The sequence below is a fragment of the Brevibacillus gelatini genome, assembly GCF_050920745.1.
GTDB classification, from domain to species: domain Bacteria; phylum Bacillota; class Bacilli; order Brevibacillales; family Brevibacillaceae; genus Brevibacillus; species Brevibacillus gelatini.
Window position 1 is genome coordinate 527787 of the sequence record NZ_CP154342.1, and the last position, 21342, is coordinate 549128.

Genomic DNA, 21342 nt, shown 5'->3' on the forward strand with positions numbered 1-21342 from the left:
GATGGATGCACTCATTATCACCTGCCTGTTTCTGTTTTTATTGTTCTTTTCCATATTTTTAAAGGAATGGTATTTGTTTTCTGTGCAAAAACGTTCGCTGATCGAGCATATGTACGAAGTGACAGGCCATCGGACGTACCATGTGCGCAAGCCGGAAACCGCTTCAGAACGGCTGGTCAAACGGCTGCTGCGCTACGGGGATGACTATGCGGTCCTGGGCCAGCGCTTCAATTTTTTCAGCGAATCGCACGAAGTGGAGGACTGGCTGCTCAAGGCGGGCCGCCCGCTCGATCTGACGGTAGCCCGCTTTCAAGGGGTAAAAATCGTGCTGACGCTGCTCGGCATCATCGTCGGGGCGCTGCTGTTCGTCCTGGGCTTCCCCTTTGCCCAGTTTGGCCTGATTCTGTGGCCGCTGGCCGGCTACTTTTTGCCGATTTTCTGGCTGAAAAAAAAGGCGAGCGAGCGTCAACAGCAAATTCGCTACGATCTGCCTGAATTTCTCGACACCGTCAGCGTGACGCTTCAGGCCGGGGTCAGTCTCGATCAGGCCCTGCGCGAAGTCATTCGCTTTTTCAGCGGACCCATTCAGGAAGAGTTCTCGCGCTTCAACCAGGAGATCGACCTTGGCGTGCCGCGGGAAAAAGCGTATGAGCAGCTGCTCAAGCGAAACGACAACCCGGAATTTCAGATGTTGATTAAGGCACTGATCCAGGGGATGCGCCTGGGAGTGCCAATCTCGGTGACGTTCAAGGTGCAGGCGGACAACATGCGGCGAATGCGCAAAGAGCTGGTCAAGGAAAAGGCAGCGAAAGCCTCGCCAAAAGTGACGCTGATTACCACGCTCGTCGTCGCGCCAACTGCCATGCTGATGATCGGCGGGCTGATGGTGCTGAACATCCTGGAAAATGCCAAAACGTTTACCGGCATTTTTCAATGAATGAAGAAGCGGACGCCTGAAAGGGAGGTGATGCAGGTAGAGACGTCCGGGAGTCATTTTTGTACCTATTAAAAATATTCCGGTTTGGAGGAAAAACGATGATGACAACCATGATGCAAAAACTGTTTGTAAGAGCAAGCTTTTCCCTGCGCAACCAAAAAGGCGCGCAATCCATCGAATGGATCGCACTGGCTGCGGTCGTTTTGGCGGTGCTTGGCGCTGTCGCAACCTTTTTCAGTAAAGACGAGAATGTGGGTAACGCCGTTTCCAACACGCTGTCGGAAGTCATTGGGCACATTGGTGACAAGATCACAGGTGACTAATGCCAACATGTTGATGCCAGTGCCGACGGTTAGTGGTGAAAGCTGGTTTTCACCACTAACTTCCCCGTTCTTCTGCCAGGCGAACACCAAAGCAGCTCTGATATGACGGAGGTACATACAGATGAAAGCTATCAAGGTACTGATTGCAGCCTGCGGGCTGATGGTCGTCTTGCACGGCTGCTCCAGCGAGGAGCCGTCGAGTACGCAGGAGACGAATGCGCCAGTGGTGGCGCCCGACGAACAGGCTGAGAAGCCGCTCCAACAGGGGCAGAAGCTGTCGCGGGAGGAGCAGATCGCGGCCCTGAAGGCACTGCTTCCGGAAGGGGCCACGAAAATTCCGGAGACGGCCGCCGAGATTGCCAGCTTTCCCATCGGGCGCTATGCCGGAACGAACTTTTCCGAGCATGAACAAGAGCTTCGAGCGTTTCTGAACGATTTGCCTGCGATTGAAAACCCCGATCAGGAAGTAATCGACATGTACTACTTGGCACTGCTCGGGCTGTTCGCCGAGGATTATCCTGATCCGGAACGGCTGATAGAAGACATCAAAATGGCTTCGTTTGGAAGTCCCGACATCGACGATCCACGCTTTCAGTTCAAGGAGCAGTACAACGTGGAGATCATTCTCGACGCGAGCGGCAGCATGGCTGGGCAAATGGACGGCAAAACGAAAATGGATGCGGCCAAGGAAGCGATCAAAGCGTTTGCAGAGGCGTTGCCCAAAGATGCCAATGTCGCCCTGCGCGTATACGGGAACAAAGGGAGCGGTAAAGAGTCCGACAAGGCGCTTTCCTGCAGCAGCAGCGAGTTGGTGTACGAGTTGCAAAAATACGACGCCGGAAAGCTTGCCGCAAGTCTGAACCAATTTCAGCCGACAGGCTGGACTCCGATAGCCTATTCCTTGCAGGAGGCAGAAAAAGACTTGAGCCAGCTTGCTGGGGACAAGAACACAAACCTGATTTTTCTCGTCAGCGACGGAATCGAGACGTGCGGTGGCGATCCGGTGGCAGCAGCCAAACAGTTGGCTGACTCCAACATTACACCTATCTTGAATGTCATCGGTTTTGACGTGGATGGAGAGGGGCAAAAGCAGCTTAAGGCAGTCGCAGAAGCAGCGCGCGGCCGCTATGTGTCTATTCGCGACAAAAAAGGGCTGCAAGATGAATTTTCCAAAGCAAAAGAAATTGCTCTCGAATGGCACAATTGGAAGAGCAAAGAGTCCAGTAAAGCGTACTCCCGGAAAGTCAAGCAGCTCCTAAACAATACGCAATACAAGCTGGAGTGGAATTTTTTGGCCGACGATGAAAAGCGAAACATCGACTGGATGATTCGGCAAATCAAACGGGATAAACGGTTCCCGCAGCAGCTTGCCGAAGAGTTGGGCCGTCTGCAGGATGAGCATAAACGAAACGTGGATAAGCGGGCGGACGAACTGGAAGAGTTGCTCGATTCCCTAACCAAAAAATCTTACAAGGAAACCATTGAAGCCATTTCTGAGCAGTACCGCACCAAGGCGGGCAGTAACTAGCACCGTCGATCAGCGGTTTGCCAGGGATTAATGAAATCGGGGTGAATGCTGTGAATCATCATACAAGACGCACGAACTGGGCTGCGATTGTGGCCCTGTTCATTCTGATGATGAATCTCTTCCCCTTTGCAGCTTTTGTACACGCAGAATCTTTGGCGCCTGGGGACGTGCGTCCGGGCGCAGTCCAGCCGGGAGAGATCAGGCCGGGAAACATTTCGCCAAACAACATACAACCCGGTAATTTTCAGTGGGAAACAGGAGAGATTTCACCAGGTGAGATCGAGCCGGGGAGTCTGGATGCAGGCAACATGCGACCGGGCGGTGTGCAGCCTGGCAACGTCACGCCGGGCAATGTGAATCCGGGTGTTTATCAGCCGGGAAGCGTCAATCCTGGTGATACCCAACCGGGGAATGTCAATCCTGGAGATATGCACCCCGGCAGTTTGACTCCGGGAAATACGCAGCCCGGCAGCGTCACACCGGGCGGCTATTCCGGCAAAGGCGATTCCAAAGCATACGACTATGTCAACTGGTCCATCAATGAGGCGTTCGGCGGCAGCCTTGGGTTGGCGGCTGATCTCGCGGAAGGAAATGTCGACCCGGCCACTTTTGCCACCATGCGCAGCCTGTTCCTCGTCGAGCTGGGCGTCAAGGCAATCGACATCCATCTCAAGGACACTTCCTATGACTGGTTGAGCGGCCTGCCTGTCGACGGCTTTGATGCAGCTTCTGCCGTGATGAATTTCAAGTTCATCAAAGACACAGCCAGCGGCCTGCAAGTGACAGGGCTGGTCAAAGGCTTGAACGTCGCAACGGCCGGGATCGGCCTCGTGTTTGACAGCATCGACACGTTCACGAATTTCCGGGATGCTTTTGATTCAAGCAACAGCAAGGATGAGCGCGTCGACTCTTTTATCGACGGAACCGGCAGCTTCGGCAGTACGCTCATGGATGCCGGGGTCATCGCCGCGATGGTTCCCGGAGGACAGACGGTCGGTCTTGTGCTTGTCTCGATCGGCGGGGTTCTGTGGGTAGGCAGCAAGCTGACGCGATGGGGGCGCAAGCTGTACAAAAAGTTTGCCTAGCGCCTGATGCTGGTGGTGACTGGTCGCCAAAACGTTAGATGGGAATGAGTCAGAGTGAAGCATCCGATCAAAGAAAGCTTCCTGTTTTACACGCGCAACATTGAGTCCATGCTGCTCTTGTCAGCAGTCGTCGTTCTGCCTTTTTTGCTCATTCACAATTTTACCGTCAACTACATCCACTTTATCGCTGTCCTGACAGGCGGGCAGGTGGTGTCAGCCTTTTTCAACCTGTTTTTGCTGCTCGTGTTTTTGACCGTCGTTCAGCTTCCGTTTGCCCAGTATGTGCAAAGCGAGCTTGAGGGGGAGGAGCGGCCGGTTCGCCAGGCGCTGCGCACGTTTTTGGACCACAGCTTTGCTGTGTTTGTCTTCGGAATTATCTACGTGCTTGCCGTGTCATTTGGCATGCTGCTGTTTGTGGTGCCAGGGGTGGTCATCCTCGTGCTGTTTTACTTGACCCCGTACTTGACTGTCATCAAAAAGCAGCCGGTGCAGCAGTGCTGGAAAAAGGCGTTTGCGCTGGGGAAAAAGCACTTTTTCTCCATCCTTGGCGTCATCCTGTTGATTAGCGCCATCGAGTGGGCCATCAGCGTGATCGGGCTGTTTACGGTTACGTACATTACGACCAGCTTTGGCGCGGTTTTTTTTACGCAGCTGCTTTTGAATGTCATTTTCTTTCCGTTCATGGCGGTGATGCTGACGATGTACACGCACAAATGGCTGAGTGAGTCAGCGAACGCAGAGAGCGTGGATACCGGGAGGAGGGACACGGCTTGACGACAAAAGCAGTGAAAAGGCAGCGGCTCTGGAACAGGATCGCGATTGTTTTGTACGGTGTGCTCCTGCCGCTCTGCTGCCTGCTCATGATCGTGGGGGAGACGATTCCTTATCCGTTGCTGCTTTTCTGGTTTGCGCTGCCCTATATCGAACAGGCTGGCATGGAGTACGCTCGCCGCAAAGATGTAAAGCGGTAAAGCTTGACGCCAGGCGAAAAAGCATGGAGGGGGAAATGACATGTCCAAGCAGGAGAGAAACTGGCAGCGCTTTTGGAATTTCATGCTGCTTTACTTTTACGCCCTGATTGTGCCTGCGACGATCATCGGCGCCATTTACCGGGGAGATTTTCCGATCCAGCTGGTCATTTTGGCGATCGGGCTGCCGTTTATGAAAAAAAATCATCTGGCGTTTCTCCGGAAGAAACATGCGTCTGTTTAACCATACGCCCAGGCAGTGGGTGATGCTGTGCCAAGGACAGAGGCGCGCCGAAGCGAGGGACGCAGGGAAGCTGGGGCGTGCGCTGTCTGACGAAAAAGGTTCGGTCACGATTGAGTTTCTCGGGATTTTGCCGCTGCTTTTTCTCATCATGCTCGTCTGCTGGCAGTTTTTGATTGGGGTATACGGGGTGATTGCTGCCCAATCGGCTGCCAATGAGGCGGCAAAAGTATACGCCATTACGGGGAGCGAGTCCAGTGCGCTCGCTGCTGCGGAAAAAGTGCTCGCCGGAGCGGGCGGCGGCATCGGCTTCAACAGAGGGGAGTCGTACATCGAATCGCAAGGTGACGGCTATTTCAAGGTCATGATCGGCGCGAACCTGGAAATCGCCTTTTTGCCGGATATTTTGACGCGGAACATGGATGAAGCTGACAAGACGATTTCGTTTCAGCGTGAGATTACGAGCAGGGTGGTTCACTAGATGAGAGACAGGCTTGCGTTTTTGCGAAATGAACGAGGGAATGTCACGATTTTTACGCTGACCATCTTCATGCACATCATGCTCGTCCTGTTCATGGCGCTGTTTAACCTCTCGACTGTCTTCGTCGTCAAGGAGCAGGCGGCAAACAGTGCGCAGCAAGCGGCGTTGGCGGCGGTCAAGCCGATTTACGACGAGATGGAAAAGGCGCTGGATCGCTACGATCAATCTCCCATGCGCTTGAAGGACGAAACGTTCATCAAGCCGTTTGTGGATGAGGCGGAGGCTTCCATCCGTGCGAGCCATCCGGACTGGTCAAGGAGCGAGGTGCGGTATGAAGCGATTGACCAGGTGCTGGGAAGCTGGCTGCCGGCAAACGTGGAACTGCTGCTCTATGTGCAGGCAGGTCTGGCACAAGCGGCTCCGCAGCTTCGGGATGTCGTCGTCACGATATTGGAGGCCAATCACGCCACCGTGCGCGGCTCGCAAATTGTCGTCACTTCGGATGAGCGCATCCAGGTGCAGACGTCTGTCCGCTTTCGCTCCACTACGTTTGACTTTTCCTTCATGCCCGATCCAAAGCACGAGGAAGAAGTGTACCAGACGGGGTGGAGCAGGCAGATTGGCTTTCTTCATGCGGCAGGAGGCCTTTTTCTTGGCTCTGGCATGCTGTAAAAGCAAAATCGGTTCATCTCGTCAAACATACATACGACAAGGAGGTGCTGACCGTATGCATGGTAAATACAGGCGCAGGCTTGGCCTGGCAAACAGCTTGATGATCGTCCTGCTGCTGTGCGGCTGCACCCTTGGCGCATCTGGAGCAGGGCCGCGAATCGGCGAGGTGAAATGGCCGCAAAGCACGCAGGAGTTGATCGCGGAGCAGCCCGGGCAGTTGGCGGGGACGCATTTTTACCTCGCCCAACACCCGCATCGGGCTGCCATCTCGGCTATTCTCGACAAAATGCCTACCGTGGTGGACGGGATGGACGAGGCGTATTTGCAACTGTACTGGAAGCAGCTGCTCGATTTGTTTTCCGAGGATTACCTCAGCCCGCAGATGGTTGTGGATCGCTGGAAAATGGCTTCGTTCGGAAGCCCGGACATCGAGGATGCACGGTTTCAGTTTCGGGAAAATTTTAACGTCGAAATTATATTGGACGCGAGCGGCAGCATGGCTGGCAAAATTGGCGACAAAACCAAAATGCAGCTGGCCAAGGAAGCGATCAAGGAATTTGCCGAATCACTCCCGGAGGAAGCTAAAATTTCGCTGCGCGTCTATGGACACAAAGGGAGCAGTGGCGATGGGGACAGACAGCTCTCGTGCTCCCGCAGCGATCTGGTCTATCCGCTGCAATCGTACGAGCCGAAGCGGCTGGACGAGGCGCTTGCGCAGTTTGCGCCGACCGGCTGGACGGCAATTGCCCATTCTCTCAAGCTTGCCCAGCAAGATTTGGCGGAGTTTTCCGCAGATAAAAACACGAACGTCATCTACCTGGTCAGCGACGGCATCGAGACGTGTGGCGGCGATCCGGTGGCCGTAGCCAAAGAGCTGTCCCAGTCGAAAATCATGCCGCTTTTAAACGTGATCGGCTTTGACGTGAACGCCGAAGGGCAAAAGCAGCTGAAGGCGATTGCCCAGGCATCGGAAGGCTTGTATGCCAACGTAACGAACCGCGAGCAATTCAAAAGAGAGCTGGAGCGGGCAAAAGAAATCGCCCAGAAGTGGGAGCAGTGGAAACGGGACGCCCTGACGGAAGCAGGCGCGGTGCTGATTGATCGGCGCAAGTGGATCGACGCCTACAACCGGGACTGGTACGACAAAAGCTGGCGGGAGAGCCTGAACCTTGGGACGGCCATCGAGTATTTGGCGGCAAACGGCAAGATCGGCAATCAGGCCAGGGAATATTTTACGAAGCAAAGACAGGCCAGGGAAACGTTGGCCGCACAATCGAAAGAGGAGCTTACCGATTATTTGGTGAACCTGACCAACAAGACGTATCAGGAAATGAAAGAAGAAATCGAGGAAAAATACAGTGGTGGCTAGTGGAAAAGTCCCGTTGCGCAAGAGTGTGTCTGGCAACGGGACTTTTTTGCCGAAAAATAGCCTGGGCGTGGTCGATCCGATCAGTCATATCAGTCATATCAGTCATAGGTGAAAGTAACGACCTGTTTCAATGCCGTATTTACTCCAATCGCGACCGCGTTGTAGCCGTCTGAATAGTAAAAGTAGCGTTTGAGTTCATTGGCTGTCGGCTCTGATGTTCGGACGAGCTGAAAGTTTGTTGTTGCCAGCAAGTTTTGCGAACGCACGAAGTCGGCTGCCGTTTTTTCCAGTTCCGCTTCGGTGATTGTTTTCGTCGCTTTCTCGCCGTCCTTGCCGATCACGTCAATGGAGAGCGAGAGAAGCTGCTTCTTCTTTGGCTCGATAATCGCGTGGTAGGCATAAATATCGCCGCTTTTCGGCTCGCCGCGAAGCAGGGCGTGAACGGGCACTCCTTTGTAGATCGGCTCGCCAGTGGCGGCATCAATCAGTTTGGCAGGGTCTTCCAGCGTAATCTCCCGGTCGGCGGTATCTACGGAAACATGGTAGTATTGACGGACAGCGGCTGCAGCGATTTGCGCCGCTTCTTCTTTTCCCAGTCCCTGCACCTGCTCGGGTGTGCCGGGCTTGGAACAGCCTATGATAATCAACGCCAGGAGCGTCGTTGCGAGTAAAAGGGTTGCCAGTTTTTTCATCAATCAAGCCTCCGTGCCTGTTGCGTAATCCTTTCTTATCCTAACAGGAGACGGGGCGTGGAGAAATCGAATTTCCTTTCCATTACCTTACGAAGTTGTAAGCTTGCTTTAAAAGGCGCTGTCTAGAAAGTCAGTGAAAACGGACAGTGGGACGCCGCGTTTTTGTTGAATGGTAAAAATAGTAAAAAACCATCTTTTCCTGTAGAATGAAAGTAACCACACAAACACAAGTTTTTGCTCCATATGGTTATGACAAAGCTTCAATTGATTCATTGGCAAAGGGGGAAAATCATGGAGACGTTGCCTTCTTGGGTCTGGGGCTTCTATTATGGATTTATTTTGATAGCACTAGTCAGTAGTATTGTGTATCTCATTCGGAAACAGCGCAAGCTTCTCGCAACCCTGACCATCGTATCCGCTGTATTTGGACCGATCATCTTCTTTTTACAGTCCTTGCTGCGCGCTTCCGGGACGGAAATAGATAATCTGTGGCATAGTCTTGGTCAAGGGGAGATATGGGCTCTGTTTGTTCTCCTTGCGCTTATGGAAATACTCGTGTGGTTTGTAACGCTTATGAAAGATTTAGTTGGGCAATTGGGGAAAAAGAACAGTCTCAAAACGTAAGGAGCAGTATTTTCTTAAAATGAAAAACGCAAAAAAAGCGCTGGTCAACAGCAAAAATTCGCCTATCGTTCGTTTGTGACAACTTAACGATAGGCGAATTTGCTTCCTTATGGCGCTCAGCTTTCCTCTCCGCGACGCAATCGAGCTGGTGGAGGGATTGGCATACGCTATCCGATCCCGTCCTTCCTGCGCTATCGGGCAGTGTTTCCGCCGACTTACCAGAAGCTCGCTTGCATGTTCAGGGAAAAAAGCTAGCCTTTCAGCCTGTTCAATTGGTGCAGATGGTGGCGATAGTGCATCTCGACTAGCGCAAACCATTCCTTGGCAGCGAGCGGGCCGAAGCCAGGGTGCTCTACTTTGTGTTGGGGCGGGATTTCGTCCAGCGTCGGGGCCAGCTCGCGCATGCGCTCAAGCACTGCCTGCATGCCGTTGACCAGCTCTTCCTTGCTTGCGGGCTGGGCAGGTGTGTATTCGGGCGAGGCAGGAATTTTGATGCGAATCGGCGGGAGAGAGCCTTGGGCAAAAATTCCTTTCCCGATCTCCCCCATCTCGGCACCCGGCATGTTAACTTCCGGACCGCCCGCTTTGCATTTTTCGATGTTGGGGATTTGCATGTGCAAGGCCGTCTGGATCAGGTGCACGTACATTTGCCCCAACGACCACTCGTCCTCGCTCGGCTTTTTGTGCAGTTGCTCCATGCTGAATGCTTCCAGCTCTTGCAAGTAATGAGCAGTTACCTTTTCCAGATTGCGTACGATTTCGACTGGATTCATGAAAAAATCAGCTCCTCTTCATTTGCTTAGCCCTAGCATACAAAAACGCTACTGACAGCAGTATGTCAGTAGCGTTTGAGCATTTTTTCCGCTTCCTCGCGAATTTTTTGGCGCAGCGATTCCGGTTCCAGAACAAAGGCATTGGCCCCGAGTCCCAGTACCCAGGACGATATTTCCTCAAGCTGCCGGACGCGCAGCGTGACCAGCACGCCGTCCGGATGATCGGCCATTTCTTCTATATAAAAGGACTTTGCTTCCAGCACCTGATCGGCTATCGCTGGCGGGATGAGCAAGCGGACTTCGAGTGTGCGGTCATCGGGAGGCTTGTAATCGTCAAACGAAAAGTGCTCCGGCAGGTCAAAGCTGTCTGCGAGCATGGTCAGCCCGCCCATCCGGGACAGGCGGAACCTGCGAATGTCCTGACGCAGATCGCAAAAGGCAAGCAAAGTCCACACGCCCCGCACCAACACAAGCCCGTAGGGAGCCACGTCGCGCACGCTCTCGCGGTTTCCGTCCGCTTCCGGGATGGTTTTGCGATAGCGAAAGCGGACCTTGCGGCGATGCAGGATGGCTTCGTGGAGCAGTTCGGCGTATTGTTTTTCCTGTTCGCGCTGGTTGGCTTCTCCGATGTCGAGCAGGCGAAAGGTCGAGCGAATCCGCTCTACTTCCCGGATAAATTCCGGTGACAGAATCGCTTCGACTTTGCGCTCGACGCCGCGGGCGCTGTGACCGTAATTTTTGCCAAACGCCTGCTCGACCAGGTCTGCGCCAATCAGCAGCGCGACGGCTTCTTCGACCGTAAAGCGAACGGGCGGCAGAAAAAAGCCTTCCATCAGCGAGTAGCCTTGCCCGGGCGAGCCGACGACGGGGACCCCAGCTTCGCTCAGCGCCTGCATATCGCGGTAAATGGTCCGCACACTCGTTTCGAATGTCGCGGCCAAATCTTCCGCGCGCAAGGTGCGCTTGCGCTGAAGCTCCAGCACAATGGCCAGCAGGCGGTCTGATTTGTTCATGGATAGCCCCCATTTCCCCAAAACGTGTCTTATCCTTATTGTATTTTTTGCGTCAAGCGAGCAAAAGCCGGAAATGAACTTTCTGCCGGACGGTCGTCACGCCGCGCCATGTCGTGTCATGCCGGCAACGTTATCCCGCAAGTATTGCCATGCCGCCAGACTGGTCTATCACACTTTAACAGGCACACATATTTCGCAATAAGGATTGGTCGTGAGATCGCCCGTATATTTTTCCAGAATGGGTTTATCGTCCATCGTGTAGCCGTTGCTGTGGAGAGCAGGAAAAATTTCTGTATACGCCCGCTGGATGTCCTCTGCTGTATGCTTCACTTCGAAAACGAGGTAATTCCCGCCGGCAAGCTCGCCTTCGCGGATAGCTGAATCGGCAGCGTCCAACTGGGCATTTTCGGAGAGCACGATGCAAGCATCAAAGCGGCAGCGCTCAGGTGCGGTTGTCTGTGGGTTGTCTTGTGGAATGGCAAACAGGATAGCCGAATCCAGAAGCTGGTTCTTCCTCGCCCATTTTTTTAGCTCCTCCATTACTTCCACATTGGCAGGACCGTATGGACCGACTCGCCGCATATACGCAATGCGATAAGGGGGGAACGTTTCGAGTTTGCATTTCATAAAAAGTCGCTTCCTTTCTTCGTAGATTTGGTTGCCGTATTGAATGTAGCATGTTATAAAAAATTTTGCATAAATTTTTAGGGATTTTTTGTAAATTTTAAAATAATGATTTTTCAATAGATATGAGCATGAAAAAATGGATAGGGTTTCAGATGCTCTCTGAAGCCTATCCATTCTTCGTGCCAGACGTGCTATACGGTATGGCCCTACACCAGATTTTCCGGGTTCAAGCCTTCCAACTCCGGCAGGACAAAGCGGCCGTCTTTTCGAATCAGCACGTCGTCGAACCAGATTTCGCCGCCGCCGTATTCAGGGCGCTGGATTTGTACCAGATCCCAGTGGACAGAGGAACGGTTTCCGTTGTCTGCTACTGTGTAGGCGTTGCCAGGCGTGAAGTGGAAGCTGCCTGCGATCTTCTCGTCGAACAGGATGTCGAGCATTGGGTGGAGAATGTGCGGATTGAAGCCAATTGCAAACTCCCCAATGTAGCGAGCGCCTTCATCCGTGTCGAGAATGTCATTCAGCGCTTTGGTGTTGGAGCTGGTCGCTTCCACGATTTTTCCTTGCTTGAAGGTGAACTGCACATCGGTAAAGGACATGCCGCGGTAGTTGGTAGCCGCGTTGTAGTAGATGGTGCCCTCTACAGAGTCGCGGACAGGCGCTGTGTACACTTCACCGTCCGGAATGTTGCGTTTGCCGTCGCATTTCACTGCATTGATGCCTTTGATGGAGAAGCGCAGGTCTGTTTTCGGTCCGATGATGTGGACGCGGTCGGTGCGCTCCATCAGCTCTTTCAGCGGAGTCATGGCTTTGGACATTTTCGCGTAGTCCAGGTTGCACACGGAGAAATAGAAGTCCTCGAAGCCTTCCAGGCTCATGTTGGACAGTTGCGCCATCGATTTGTTCGGGTAGCGCAGGACAACCCAGCGCTTGTTTGGCACGCGTTCATTTGTATGCACAGGCTGGTACAGGATGCGGGAATAGATGCCCATCTTGTCTTCCGGAACGTCAGCGAATTCATTGATGTTCTCGTAAGCGCGGATCGCAATGTACGCGTCCATGTCTTTCATGCGCTCGTATTCGTACTTCGCCATTAAGGCCATGTGTTCTTCACTGGTGCCCTGGTAGAGCGCGCGCAAAATTTCCTGGTCTTTCAGCGTCACGAGCGGCAGAGCGCCGACCGCAAACGATTCGCGGACGAGTGCGCGGACAAGCTCGGGTTGCAGGCCAGTATTTTCAATCAGGACCTTTTCCCCTTTTTGCAGGTTGAGCGAGTAGCGGACGAGACGGCTAGCCAGTTCATTGATCCGTGGATCTGCCATATGTACGACCTCCGTATAGTAAAAATTTTTTTATTAATCGTATTATCGCACAAAAAAGATCCGTCTTGCCAGTATGTTCGACGATTACAAGCACGCTCGATAGATGGCAATGACGTCATCCGCGTTCAGCTTTTTGGCGCTGGCCAGGTAGCCTGCGCCGCGTCCGCCGATGGTGATGGCTTCTTCGGCCATCTTCGGCAAGGCGTCTTCTGTCACGCCGAAGTCGGAAAGCCGCTCGGTGATGCCCATGCTTTTGTACCAGCGCGAAACAGCGTCGATGGTCGCGCGCGCTGCCGCCATCTCGTCCGCTTCGGTGACGCCGAAGCAGTGACGGCCCATGCGCGCCAGCCGTTCCGGACGAAGCGGCAAAATGACCTGCTCGAAGTAAGGAATGGACAAAATCGCCAAACCGCGCCCGTGCGCCATGTCGTAAATTCCGCTCAACGGGTGTTCGATGCCATGCAGAGGCATGCCTGCGCCGCGTCCGGCGTTTGCGAACGGACTGATGCCCAGCGTGCTCGCCCAGAGCAGAGTGGAACGGGCTTCCTCGTGATCCGGCTGGCGAATCGCTGTGAGGGAATGCTCGGCGACAAGCCGGATGAGTGTCTCTGTGATCCCGTCCTGCACGTTTGTTTTGTCAGCGCTGATGAGATAGGTTTCAAACAGATGGGAAAAAATATCTGCGCAAGCTTCCGCCGTGACGCGCGCAGGAACGGTAAAGGTGACGGATGGATCGAGAATGGCGATTTTCGGAAAGAGAGCCGGGCCGTTGATGGAGGATTTTTCATGCGTCTCCCAATGGGTCAGGACGCTGATGTTGTTCGCTTCCGACCCGGTAGCGGCTACCGTAGGCACTGTCAGGAGCGGAAGCGCCTCTTGCACAGGCACGAGCAATTTGCCTGTGCCGCTCGGGTTGCCGCGCATGTAGTCGTAGATGGGACGGCCGGAAAGCGCTGCGGCTGCAATCGCCTTGGCCGCATCCATGACCGAGCCGCCGCCGAGCGCCAGCACGAAGTCGCACTGTTCGTTCCGGGCGAGCGCTGCCCCGGCATCGACCGTAGCCGTGCGCGGATTCGGTTCGATTTTGTCAAAGAGAACAAAGGCTACTTGCGCTTCCTGCAGGAGCGTAATCGCGCGGTCGAGAAGCCCCGTGCGCTTGGCTGCGCTGCCCCCTGTAACGAGAAGCGCCTTGTTGCCGAGAGTTTTCGCTGCCTGGCCCAAACGCGCAAGTTCACCCATGCCGAAGTAGATACGGGTAGGAAAAGATACTTCAAAGGGAAACATCTGCTATTCCTTCTTTCACGTGTAGGTTGTACCAAAGACAGTGTAACACAAAGCTGGCGAAAGAGCCTTTTTGAGCGGGGAGACTTCTGCATTTCAGACCCCGATCAAGCGTAATACCTCTCGCGGGAAAAAAGCATAGTAAAACAGACAAGACGAAACTTGCGCCGCTGCTTCAGAAGCAGCAGGGAAGTAATATGCAAACGAATGTTGGCAAAAACTTGACAGACAATTATGTAATAATTCCCGAACATTTGTCGAAGGCTGTTCACGCTTTTTTCGTTGATAAATGCGTATGTTTATGTTTTAATGTAGTTGAATCGTTCGTGAATTAATCGCAACTCAACCTTTTTATCTGGGAAGGTGACTCCTACAGTGGAAAAACAGGAACAACTCTACGAAGGTAAGGCGAAACGTATTTATCGAACATCTGAGCCTGACCAATACTGGGTAGAGTACAAAGACGACGCAACAGCATTCAACGGAGAGAAGCGGGCGCAAATCACCGGAAAAGGTGAACTGAACAACCGCATTACCGCTATCTTTTTCACCATGCTAAAGGAGAAAGGCATCGACAACCATTTTGTCCGCCTGCTGTCCGCAACCGAGCAGGTTGTCCGCAAAGTGGAGATCATTCCTTTGGAGGTCGTTGTTCGCAATATCGCGGCTGGCTCGCTTGCCAAACGCCTTGGCATGGAAGAAGGCACTGTTCTCCCGCAGCCGGTTGTCGAGTTTTACTACAAGGACGACGCATTGGGCGACCCGTTGGTGAACCCGTCCCATATCAAAGTGTTGGGAATTGCGAGCGAAAGTGACCTGGCTACGCTTGAGCGCATGGGGCTGGCTGTAAACGAGGTTCTCGTACCTTACCTGGCCGAGCGCAACATCACCCTGGTCGATTTCAAACTGGAATTTGGAAGAACACCGGACGGGGAGATTCTCCTCGCCGATGAAATATCCCCGGACACATGCCGTTTCTGGGACTCGCAAACAAAAGAGAAGCTGGACAAAGACCGCTTCCGTCGCGATTTGGGCAATGTAGAAGAAGCGTATCAAGAAATGCTGAAGAGACTGGGAGGAGACGTACATGTTTAAAGCTGTTGTTTATGTAACACTGCGCGAGAGCGTTTTGGACCCGCAAGGCCAGGCTGTAAAAGGGGCGCTGAACACCCTTGGTTTTGACGAAGTAAACAATGCGCGGATCGGAAAGTACATGGAACTGGAACTGAACTCGGCGGACCGTGCGCAGGCAGAAGAGCGTGTACGCGAGATGTGCGAAAAGCTGTTGGCGAATACGGTGGTTGAAGACTATCGCTTTGAAATCGTGGAGGGCTAAGGACATGCGAGTAGCGGTTATCGTCTTTCCAGGCTCCAATGCCGACGTAGATTTGTATAACGCAGTTGAAGACGTCATGGGAGTGCCGGTTGATTACGTATGGCATTCCGCGACTGATCTGTCCGGGTATGACGTGATTCTTTTGCCGGGCGGATTCTCCTATGGAGACTATTTGCGCTGTGGCGCGGTCGCTCGTTTTTCGCCTGTCATGGAGCAGGTGGTCAAGGCGGCGGAGGAAGGCAAGCTGGTCATGGGAATTTGCAACGGATTCCAAATTTTGACAGAAGTAGGGCTGTTGCCAGGAGCACTCTTGCGCAACCGTTCCCTCAAATTTGCCTGCAAGCTGTCCGGCCTGCGCGTAGACAACAACAATACCCCGTTCACCCGCGACTACGCGGCTGGGGAAGAGATTCAGATTCCAATCGCACACGGCGAAGGAAACTACTACTGTGATGAAGAGACGCTTGCGAAGCTTAGAGCAGGCAATCAGATCGTTTTCCGCTACAGCGGCGAGAACCCGAATGGTTCGATTGACGATATTGCAGGCATTTGCAACGAGCGCGGCAATGTGCTCGGCATGATGCCTCACCCTGAGCGTGCTGTCCACAAATGGATGACCTCCGATGACGGACGCCGCATGTTTACCTCGATCCTGAAGACGTGGAGGGAACAAAACAGTGTCACAACTCACGCATAAAGAACCGACCGCAGAACAAATTGCCGATCAGAAGCTCTATCGCGAAATCGGGCTGACTGACGAAGAATACCAACGTGTAGTCAATATTTTGGGACGCCAGCCAAACTGGACAGAGACAGGTCTGTACAGCGTGATGTGGTCTGAGCACTGCTCCTACAAAAACTCCAAGCCTGTCCTGCGCAAGTTCCCGACAAAAGGTCCGCGCGTACTGCAAGGTCCGGGCGAAGGCGCCGGGATCGTGGACATCGGCGACAATCAGGCCGTTGTTTTCAAAATCGAAAGCCACAACCATCCGTCTGCTATCGAGCCGTACCAAGGTGCAGCGACTGGCGTGGGCGGCATTATCCGCGACGTGTTTTCCATGGGTGCGCGTCCAATCGCCCTGCTCAACTCGCTTCGCTTCGGAGAGCTGAACAGCCCGCGCGTCAAATATTTGTTTGAACACGTCGTAGCCGGTATCGCCGGTTACGGAAACTGCATCGGGATTCCTACCGTGGGCGGCGAAGTGAACTTCGACCCGACGTATGAAGGCAACCCGCTCGTCAACGCGATGTGCGTGGGCCTCATCGACCACGAAAAAATTCAAAAAGGGGTAGCCTCCGGTATCGGCAACCCAGTCATCTACGTCGGCGCAAGCACAGGCCGCGACGGGATTCACGGCGCAACGTTTGCATCCGAGGAGTTGACAGAGGAATCGGAGAAAAAACGTCCGGCGGTGCAAGTGGGCGACCCGTTCATGGAAAAACTTTTGCTGGAAGCGTGCCTGGAGCTGATCGACACCGGCATTGTCGTCGGGATTCAGGACATGGGCGCGGCTGGCTTGACCAGCTCCAGCTCCGAGATGGCGTCCAAGGCAGGAAACGGAATCGAGATGAACCTCGACCTCGTGCCACAGCGTGAAGCGGGAATGTCCGCTTACGAAATGATGCTGTCCGAGTCCCAGGAGCGCATGCTCGTCGTCGTGGAAAAAGGCAAGGAAGCAGAAGCAATCGCCATTTTTGACAAATGGGGTTTGGCGTCTGCTGTCGTGGGTAAAGTAACGGATGACAGCAAGCTGCGCCTGCTGCACAAAGGCGAGGTCGTGGCCGAAGTGCCAGTAAACAGCCTGGCTGATGACGCACCTGTCTACCACCGTCCTTCCGCAGTACCTGCCTACTACGAGGCAAACGCAAATGTAGACGTGCTCGCTGCGATCCAGGAGCCAAAAGACTTGAACGAGACGCTGAAAAGCATCCTGGCACAGCCGACTGTTGCCAACAAGGCGTGGGTGTACGAGCAGTACGACCACATTGTCCGGGCGAACACAGCGGTCAAGCCTGGCTCTGACGCGGCAGTAGTCATGGTGCGCGGTACGCGCAAGGCGCTCGCCATGACGACAGATTGCAACGGACGCTACGTGTACCTCGATCCAAAAGTGGGCGGCGCTATCGCGGTAGCGGAATCTGCGCGCAACGTGGTCTGCTCCGGTGCCGAGCCGCTGGCAATCACCGACTGCCTCAACTTCGGCAGCCCGGAAAAGCCGGAAGTGTTCTGGCAGTTCGAGAAAGCGTGCGAAGGCATGAGCGAAGCGTGCGTGGCACTCGACGCGCCTGTCATCGGCGGGAACGTATCTTTTTACAACGAACGCAGCGGTGACGCGATCTATCCGACTCCAACCGTCGGCATGGTCGGTCTGATTACCGATGTTGACCATATTACGACGCAAGACTTCAAAAACGAAGGCGACGCGATCATCCTGCTTGGCGAGACATTCGCAGAGCTGGGCGGTAGCGAGTATCAGAAGCTCGCAACTGGCTCCATTTCCGGCCGTCCACCGCAAATCGATCTGAACAAGGAAGCCGCTGTGCAAAAGTTCGTGCTCACAGCGATTCGCAAAGGCCTGGTCAACTCCGCTCACGACCTGTCCGAAGGCGGTCTGGGCGTAGCTTTGGCAGAGTCTTGCTTCGGCAAAGGCATCGGCGCAAAAGTCGAGCTTGGCTCCGAACTGCGAAGCGACGTCCTCTTGTTCAGCGAATCCCAATCCCGCATTTTGCTCAGCGCAAGCCCTGAGCAGGCGGAAGCGATCCTCGCATTGGCAGGTGAGCATGGCGTACCGGCTGAAAAAATCGGTACAATCGGCGGCGATCGTCTGGTAGTAAACGTGAACGGTACTGAAGCGATCAACGCTTCGATTCAAGAGGTGAAAGCAGCCTGGAAGGATGCGATTCCATGTTTGATCGGGTAATCTGGGACAAACTGAACGAAGAATGCGGCGTCTTTGGCATCTACAACCATAAGGAAGCATCCCAATTGACCTATCTCGGTCTGCACGCCCTTCAGCATCGCGGTCAGGAGAGCGCAGGTATCTGCGCCTCCGACGGCGAGAAGTGGTACAAGCACCGCGGAATGGGGCTTGTCTCGGAAGCGTTTGGCAAAGGGGATCTGGAAAAATTCCGCGGTCATATCGCCATTGGTCACACCCGCTATACGACCGCCGGCTCCAGCAAGATTGAAAACGCCCAGCCGCTGTTTTTCCGCTACGCGCAAGGCAGCATGGCTGTTGCCCATAACGGCAACCTAGTCAATGCCGCCGTCCTGCGCAAAGAGCTGGAAGCAAAAGGCTCGATTTTCCAGACGACCAGCGACACCGAGGTAATCGCGCATCTGATCGCACGCTCCGAGCGCCGCGATCTGCCAGGTGCGGTAAAAGACGCGCTGCAGCACATCAAGGGGGCGTATGCGCTGCTCGTGATGAACGAGAAGCAGCTCGTGATCGCTCTCGATCCGAACGGTCTGCGTCCGCTGTCCCTTGGCCGACTGGGCGATGCGGTGACAGTTGCCTCCGAAACCTGCGCGTTTGACATCATCGGTGCCGAGTATTGGCGCGACGTGCAGCCAGGGGAAATGATCGTCATCGACCAGAACGGGATCATCGAAACCAAGCACACCGAGACGACACAACGCTCGATCTGTACGTTCGAATACATTTACTTTGCGCGTCCGGACAGCGACATCGACGGCATCAACGTCCACATGGCCCGCAAGCGTCTGGGCAAGCAGCTCGCTTTGGAATCGGCAATTGATGCCGATGTGGTAACGGGCGTGCCGGATTCCAGCATTTCGGCGGCAATCGGCTTTGCGGAAGCGACAGGCATTCCATACGAGATCGGCCTGATTAAAAACCGTTACGTGGGCCGCACCTTCATCCAGCCGAGCCAGGAACTGCGCGAACGCGCGGTATACCTCAAACTGTCGGCGGTGCGCAAGGTGGTCGAAGGCAAGCGCGTCGTCATGATTGACGATTCCATCGTGCGCGGTACGACGAGCAACCGCATTGTCCGCATGCTGCGCGAGGCTGGCGCCAAGGAAGTACACGTGCGCATCAGCTCTCCGCCTGTCATGAACTCGTGCTTTTACGGCATCGACACTTCCACGCGTGACGAACTGATTGCCGCGACCAAATCGGTAGAGGAAATTCGCCAGATCATTGAAGCCGATTCCCTGGCCTTCCTGTCTGTAGAAGGCATGATCGATGCGATTGGCCGCCAGGATTCGGCTCCGAACAAAGGGCATTGTCTCGCCTGCTTTACCGGAGAGTATCCGACCGAGATCGAATTTGAAGAGGCGCTGCCAGCGTCCAAGTGCTAATACAAGCAACCTCTTGTAAGGGGGAGAAACGATGAGTGAAGCATACAAACAAGCGGGTGTCGACATCGATGCGGGGAACGAAGCTGTCGAACGCATGAAAAAACACGTGAAGCGGACATTCCGCCCCGAAGTGCTGACCGATTTGGGCGGCTTCGGAGCGCTGTTCCGTCTGGACACGAAAAAATACGAAAAGCCGGTTCTCGTCTCGGGAACCGATGGCGTAGGAACCAAGCTGAAACTGGCTTTTGCCATGGACAAACACGACACAATCGGGATTGACGCCGTGGCGATGTGCGTCAACGACGTCGTGGTGCAGGGCGCAGAGCCGCTCTTTTTCCTCGACTACCTGGCAGTAGACAAGGTGATCCCGGAAAAAATCGAAGCGATTGTAAGCGGGATCGCAGAAGGCTGCGCCCAGTCCGGCTGCTCGCTGATCGGCGGGGAGACGGCGGAAATGCCGGGCATGTACGCGGAGGGTGAATACGACATTGCCGGATTTACCGTAGGGGTTGTCGACGAAAGCAAAATGATTACGGGCGCGAACGTGGCAGCAGGCGACGTGCTGATCGGGCTTGCCTCCAGCGGCGTGCACAGCAATGGCTTCTCGCTCGTGCGCAAGGTGCTGTTGGCCGACAAGGGCATGTCCTTGCACGATCATGTAGACGTTCTTGGCAAAAAGCTCGGCGAGGAACTGCTGACGCCGACGCGCATCTACGTGAAGCAAGTGCTGGCTGTGCTGGAATCGCATGAAGTCAAGGCGATGGCCCACATCACAGGCGGCGGCTTTACGGAAAACATTCCGCGCGTGCTCCCGGAAAACACGCAAGCGGTCATCAACGTCGGCTCCTGGCCTGTCCTGCCGATCTTTTCGCTCGTGCAGGAAGCCGGAAACATTTCCTTCCCGGACATGTACAAAACGTTCAACATGGGCATCGGCATGATCCTCGTCGTGAAGGAAGCGGATGCAGCGAGCGTCATGGCAAAACTGAAAGAGCTCGGCGAGCAGCCGTACCTGATCGGAAACATTCAGGCGGGTGAGCGCAAAGTCGTGTACAACGGGGTGGAATGGTGAGAAAGCTGGCCATTTTCGCCTCAGGCAGCGGCTCCAACTTCGAAGCAATCGTGCAGGCTGTTCAGGCAGGACGGCTTGCGGGCGTGGAAGTCGCCCTGCTCGTCTGCGACAAGCCGCAGGCGAAGGTGCTGGAGCGCGCCGAACGTTTGGGAATCGAAGCTTTTGTATTCCAACCGAAGGAGTATGCCAACAAGGCAGCATTTGAAGCGGAGATTGTGGCTGAGCTGCAAAAACGCGACGTTTCGCTGGTCGTGCTGGCAGGCTACATGCGGTTGGTAGGCGAGACGCTGCTGTCTGCCTACGAAGGAAGAATCATCAATCTGCATCCGTCCCTTTTGCCCGCTTTTCCAGGCAAGGACGCAATTGGTCAGGCACTCGCTTACGGGGTAAAGATAACGGGGGTAACGGTCCATCTGGTCGATGCCGGTCTCGATTCGGGCCCGATCATCGCCCAGGTTCCCGTAGCTGTGCATGACAACGATACGGCCGAGACGCTGGCTGCGCGTATCCACGAGGTAGAGCACGGGCTGCTGATCGAAGTGATCGGCCTCTTGGTGGAAGACCGCGTCAAGCTGACGGGACGGCACGTTCAGGTCATATCGTAAAAGCAGGAAGAAGAGCGACACGGGGGAGTGGTGTCGATCTTCTTCCTTTTTTCTGTTGAAAAGAGACGA

24 protein-coding genes are annotated in these 21342 nt (G+C 54.4%); 18 read left to right on the forward strand and 6 right to left on the reverse strand.

All coding sequences use genetic code 11. From position 1 onward, the window contains the following. The first annotated feature begins 1 nt into the window (after position 1). From AAFJ72_RS02890 to AAFJ72_RS02935, 10 genes are all read left to right on the forward strand, one after another. Positions 2-937, forward strand: a complete 936-nt coding sequence (locus AAFJ72_RS02890; RefSeq protein ID WP_432775981.1) for a type II secretion system F family protein — start codon at positions 2-4, stop codon at positions 935-937. A gap of 98 nt (positions 938-1035) precedes the next feature. After that, positions 1036-1260 carry a hypothetical protein gene (locus AAFJ72_RS02895; protein ID WP_026558333.1) on the forward strand — a complete coding sequence of 75 codons (225 nt, stop codon included), beginning with the start codon at positions 1036-1038 and terminating at the stop codon, positions 1258-1260. Positions 1261-1381: 121 nt separating this feature from the next. Further along, positions 1382-2788: a VWA domain-containing protein gene (locus AAFJ72_RS02900; RefSeq protein WP_432775982.1), complete on the forward strand. Its 1407-nt coding sequence runs from the start codon at positions 1382-1384 to the stop codon at positions 2786-2788. Positions 2789-2838: 50 nt separating this feature from the next. Continuing rightward, a complete protein-coding gene (locus tag AAFJ72_RS02905) occupies positions 2839-3873 on the forward strand; it encodes a hypothetical protein (RefSeq protein WP_432775983.1) in 1035 nt (344 codons plus the stop codon). A gap of 54 nt (positions 3874-3927) precedes the next feature. After that, the gene (locus AAFJ72_RS02910; RefSeq protein ID WP_122904481.1) at positions 3928-4647 is read left to right on the forward strand and encodes a hypothetical protein; all 720 of its coding nucleotides are present in this window, start codon (positions 3928-3930) and stop codon (positions 4645-4647) included. Then, on the forward strand, positions 4644-4844 hold the full coding sequence (locus AAFJ72_RS02915) for a hypothetical protein (RefSeq protein WP_122904480.1): 201 nt from the start codon (positions 4644-4646) through the stop codon (positions 4842-4844). Before AAFJ72_RS02910 ends, AAFJ72_RS02915 begins: the two co-directional genes overlap by 4 nt. 40 nt (positions 4845-4884) lie before the next feature. Then, positions 4885-5085 carry a hypothetical protein gene (locus tag AAFJ72_RS02920; protein WP_122904479.1) on the forward strand — a complete coding sequence of 67 codons (201 nt, stop codon included), beginning with the start codon at positions 4885-4887 and terminating at the stop codon, positions 5083-5085. Then, on the forward strand, positions 5072-5563 hold the full coding sequence (locus tag AAFJ72_RS02925) for a TadE/TadG family type IV pilus assembly protein (RefSeq protein WP_432775984.1): 492 nt from the start codon (positions 5072-5074) through the stop codon (positions 5561-5563). The genes AAFJ72_RS02920 and AAFJ72_RS02925 overlap by 14 nt, the downstream gene beginning before the upstream one ends. Continuing rightward, on the forward strand, positions 5564-6235 hold the full coding sequence (locus tag AAFJ72_RS02930; RefSeq protein ID WP_432775985.1) for a pilus assembly protein TadG-related protein: 672 nt from the start codon (positions 5564-5566) through the stop codon (positions 6233-6235). It begins immediately after the preceding gene. A gap of 55 nt (positions 6236-6290) precedes the next feature. Continuing rightward, positions 6291-7604, forward strand: a complete 1314-nt coding sequence (locus tag AAFJ72_RS02935; protein WP_432775986.1) for a VWA domain-containing protein — start codon at positions 6291-6293, stop codon at positions 7602-7604. A 98-nt stretch (positions 7605-7702) separates the two neighbouring features. On the opposite strand, the gene AAFJ72_RS02940 is transcribed toward AAFJ72_RS02935, so the two are convergent. After that, entirely contained in the window at positions 7703-8296 is a 594-nt protein-coding gene (locus AAFJ72_RS02940; protein WP_432775987.1) for a hypothetical protein, read from the reverse strand. A 291-nt stretch (positions 8297-8587) separates the two neighbouring features. Between AAFJ72_RS02940 and AAFJ72_RS02945 the strand changes: the two genes are divergently transcribed. Next, positions 8588-8920: a hypothetical protein gene (locus AAFJ72_RS02945; RefSeq protein ID WP_122904475.1), complete on the forward strand. Its 333-nt coding sequence runs from the start codon at positions 8588-8590 to the stop codon at positions 8918-8920. A 251-nt stretch (positions 8921-9171) separates the two neighbouring features. Here the strand turns inward: AAFJ72_RS02945 and AAFJ72_RS02950 are convergent, their stop codons facing one another. From AAFJ72_RS02950 to AAFJ72_RS02970, 5 genes are all read right to left on the reverse strand, one after another. Further along, a complete protein-coding gene (locus AAFJ72_RS02950) occupies positions 9172-9693 on the reverse strand; it encodes a DinB family protein (protein ID WP_122904474.1) in 522 nt (173 codons plus the stop codon). Positions 9694-9758: 65 nt separating this feature from the next. Beyond that, positions 9759-10706: a helix-turn-helix transcriptional regulator gene (locus AAFJ72_RS02955; RefSeq protein WP_122904473.1), complete on the reverse strand. Its 948-nt coding sequence runs from the start codon at positions 10704-10706 to the stop codon at positions 9759-9761. Positions 10707-10874: 168 nt separating this feature from the next. Next, on the reverse strand, positions 10875-11333 hold the full coding sequence (locus AAFJ72_RS02960; RefSeq protein ID WP_026558325.1) for an AraC family transcriptional regulator: 459 nt from the start codon (positions 11331-11333) through the stop codon (positions 10875-10877). Positions 11334-11539: 206 nt separating this feature from the next. Next, the gene (locus tag AAFJ72_RS02965) at positions 11540-12655 is read right to left on the reverse strand and encodes an aminopeptidase (protein WP_122904471.1); all 1116 of its coding nucleotides are present in this window, start codon (positions 12653-12655) and stop codon (positions 11540-11542) included. A gap of 84 nt (positions 12656-12739) precedes the next feature. Then, positions 12740-13939 (reverse strand): iron-containing alcohol dehydrogenase, encoded by a 1200-nt coding sequence (locus AAFJ72_RS02970; protein ID WP_432775988.1) that lies wholly within the window; start codon positions 13937-13939, stop codon positions 12740-12742. A 372-nt stretch (positions 13940-14311) separates the two neighbouring features. Here AAFJ72_RS02970 and purC point away from each other — a divergent pair, with 372 nt between their 5' ends. Genes purC through purN form a run of 7 tightly spaced genes read left to right on the forward strand, consistent with a single transcriptional unit; the run spans position 14312 to position 21273 of the window. Continuing rightward, a complete protein-coding gene (purC, locus tag AAFJ72_RS02975; RefSeq protein ID WP_122904469.1) occupies positions 14312-15031 on the forward strand; it encodes a phosphoribosylaminoimidazolesuccinocarboxamide synthase in 720 nt (239 codons plus the stop codon). After that, entirely contained in the window at positions 15024-15272 is a 249-nt protein-coding gene (gene purS, locus AAFJ72_RS02980; protein WP_122904468.1) for a phosphoribosylformylglycinamidine synthase subunit PurS, read from the forward strand. Before purC ends, purS begins: the two co-directional genes overlap by 8 nt. Positions 15273-15276: 4 nt before the next feature. Further along, positions 15277-15969, forward strand: a complete 693-nt coding sequence (purQ, locus tag AAFJ72_RS02985; RefSeq protein WP_122904467.1) for a phosphoribosylformylglycinamidine synthase subunit PurQ — start codon at positions 15277-15279, stop codon at positions 15967-15969. Further along, positions 15950-18193 carry a phosphoribosylformylglycinamidine synthase subunit PurL gene (purL, locus tag AAFJ72_RS02990; RefSeq protein WP_432775989.1) on the forward strand — a complete coding sequence of 748 codons (2244 nt, stop codon included), beginning with the start codon at positions 15950-15952 and terminating at the stop codon, positions 18191-18193. The genes purQ and purL overlap by 20 nt, the downstream gene beginning before the upstream one ends. Next, a complete protein-coding gene (gene purF, locus AAFJ72_RS02995) occupies positions 18178-19596 on the forward strand; it encodes an amidophosphoribosyltransferase (protein WP_432775990.1) in 1419 nt (472 codons plus the stop codon). Before purL ends, purF begins: the two co-directional genes overlap by 16 nt. A 31-nt stretch (positions 19597-19627) precedes the next feature. Continuing rightward, positions 19628-20668, forward strand: coding sequence for a phosphoribosylformylglycinamidine cyclo-ligase (purM, locus tag AAFJ72_RS03000; RefSeq protein ID WP_122904464.1), 1041 nt, complete (start codon positions 19628-19630; stop codon positions 20666-20668). Beyond that, on the forward strand, positions 20662-21273 hold the full coding sequence (gene purN, locus AAFJ72_RS03005) for a phosphoribosylglycinamide formyltransferase (RefSeq protein ID WP_432775991.1): 612 nt from the start codon (positions 20662-20664) through the stop codon (positions 21271-21273). Before purM ends, purN begins: the two co-directional genes overlap by 7 nt. Positions 21274-21342: the final 69 nt, after the last annotated feature.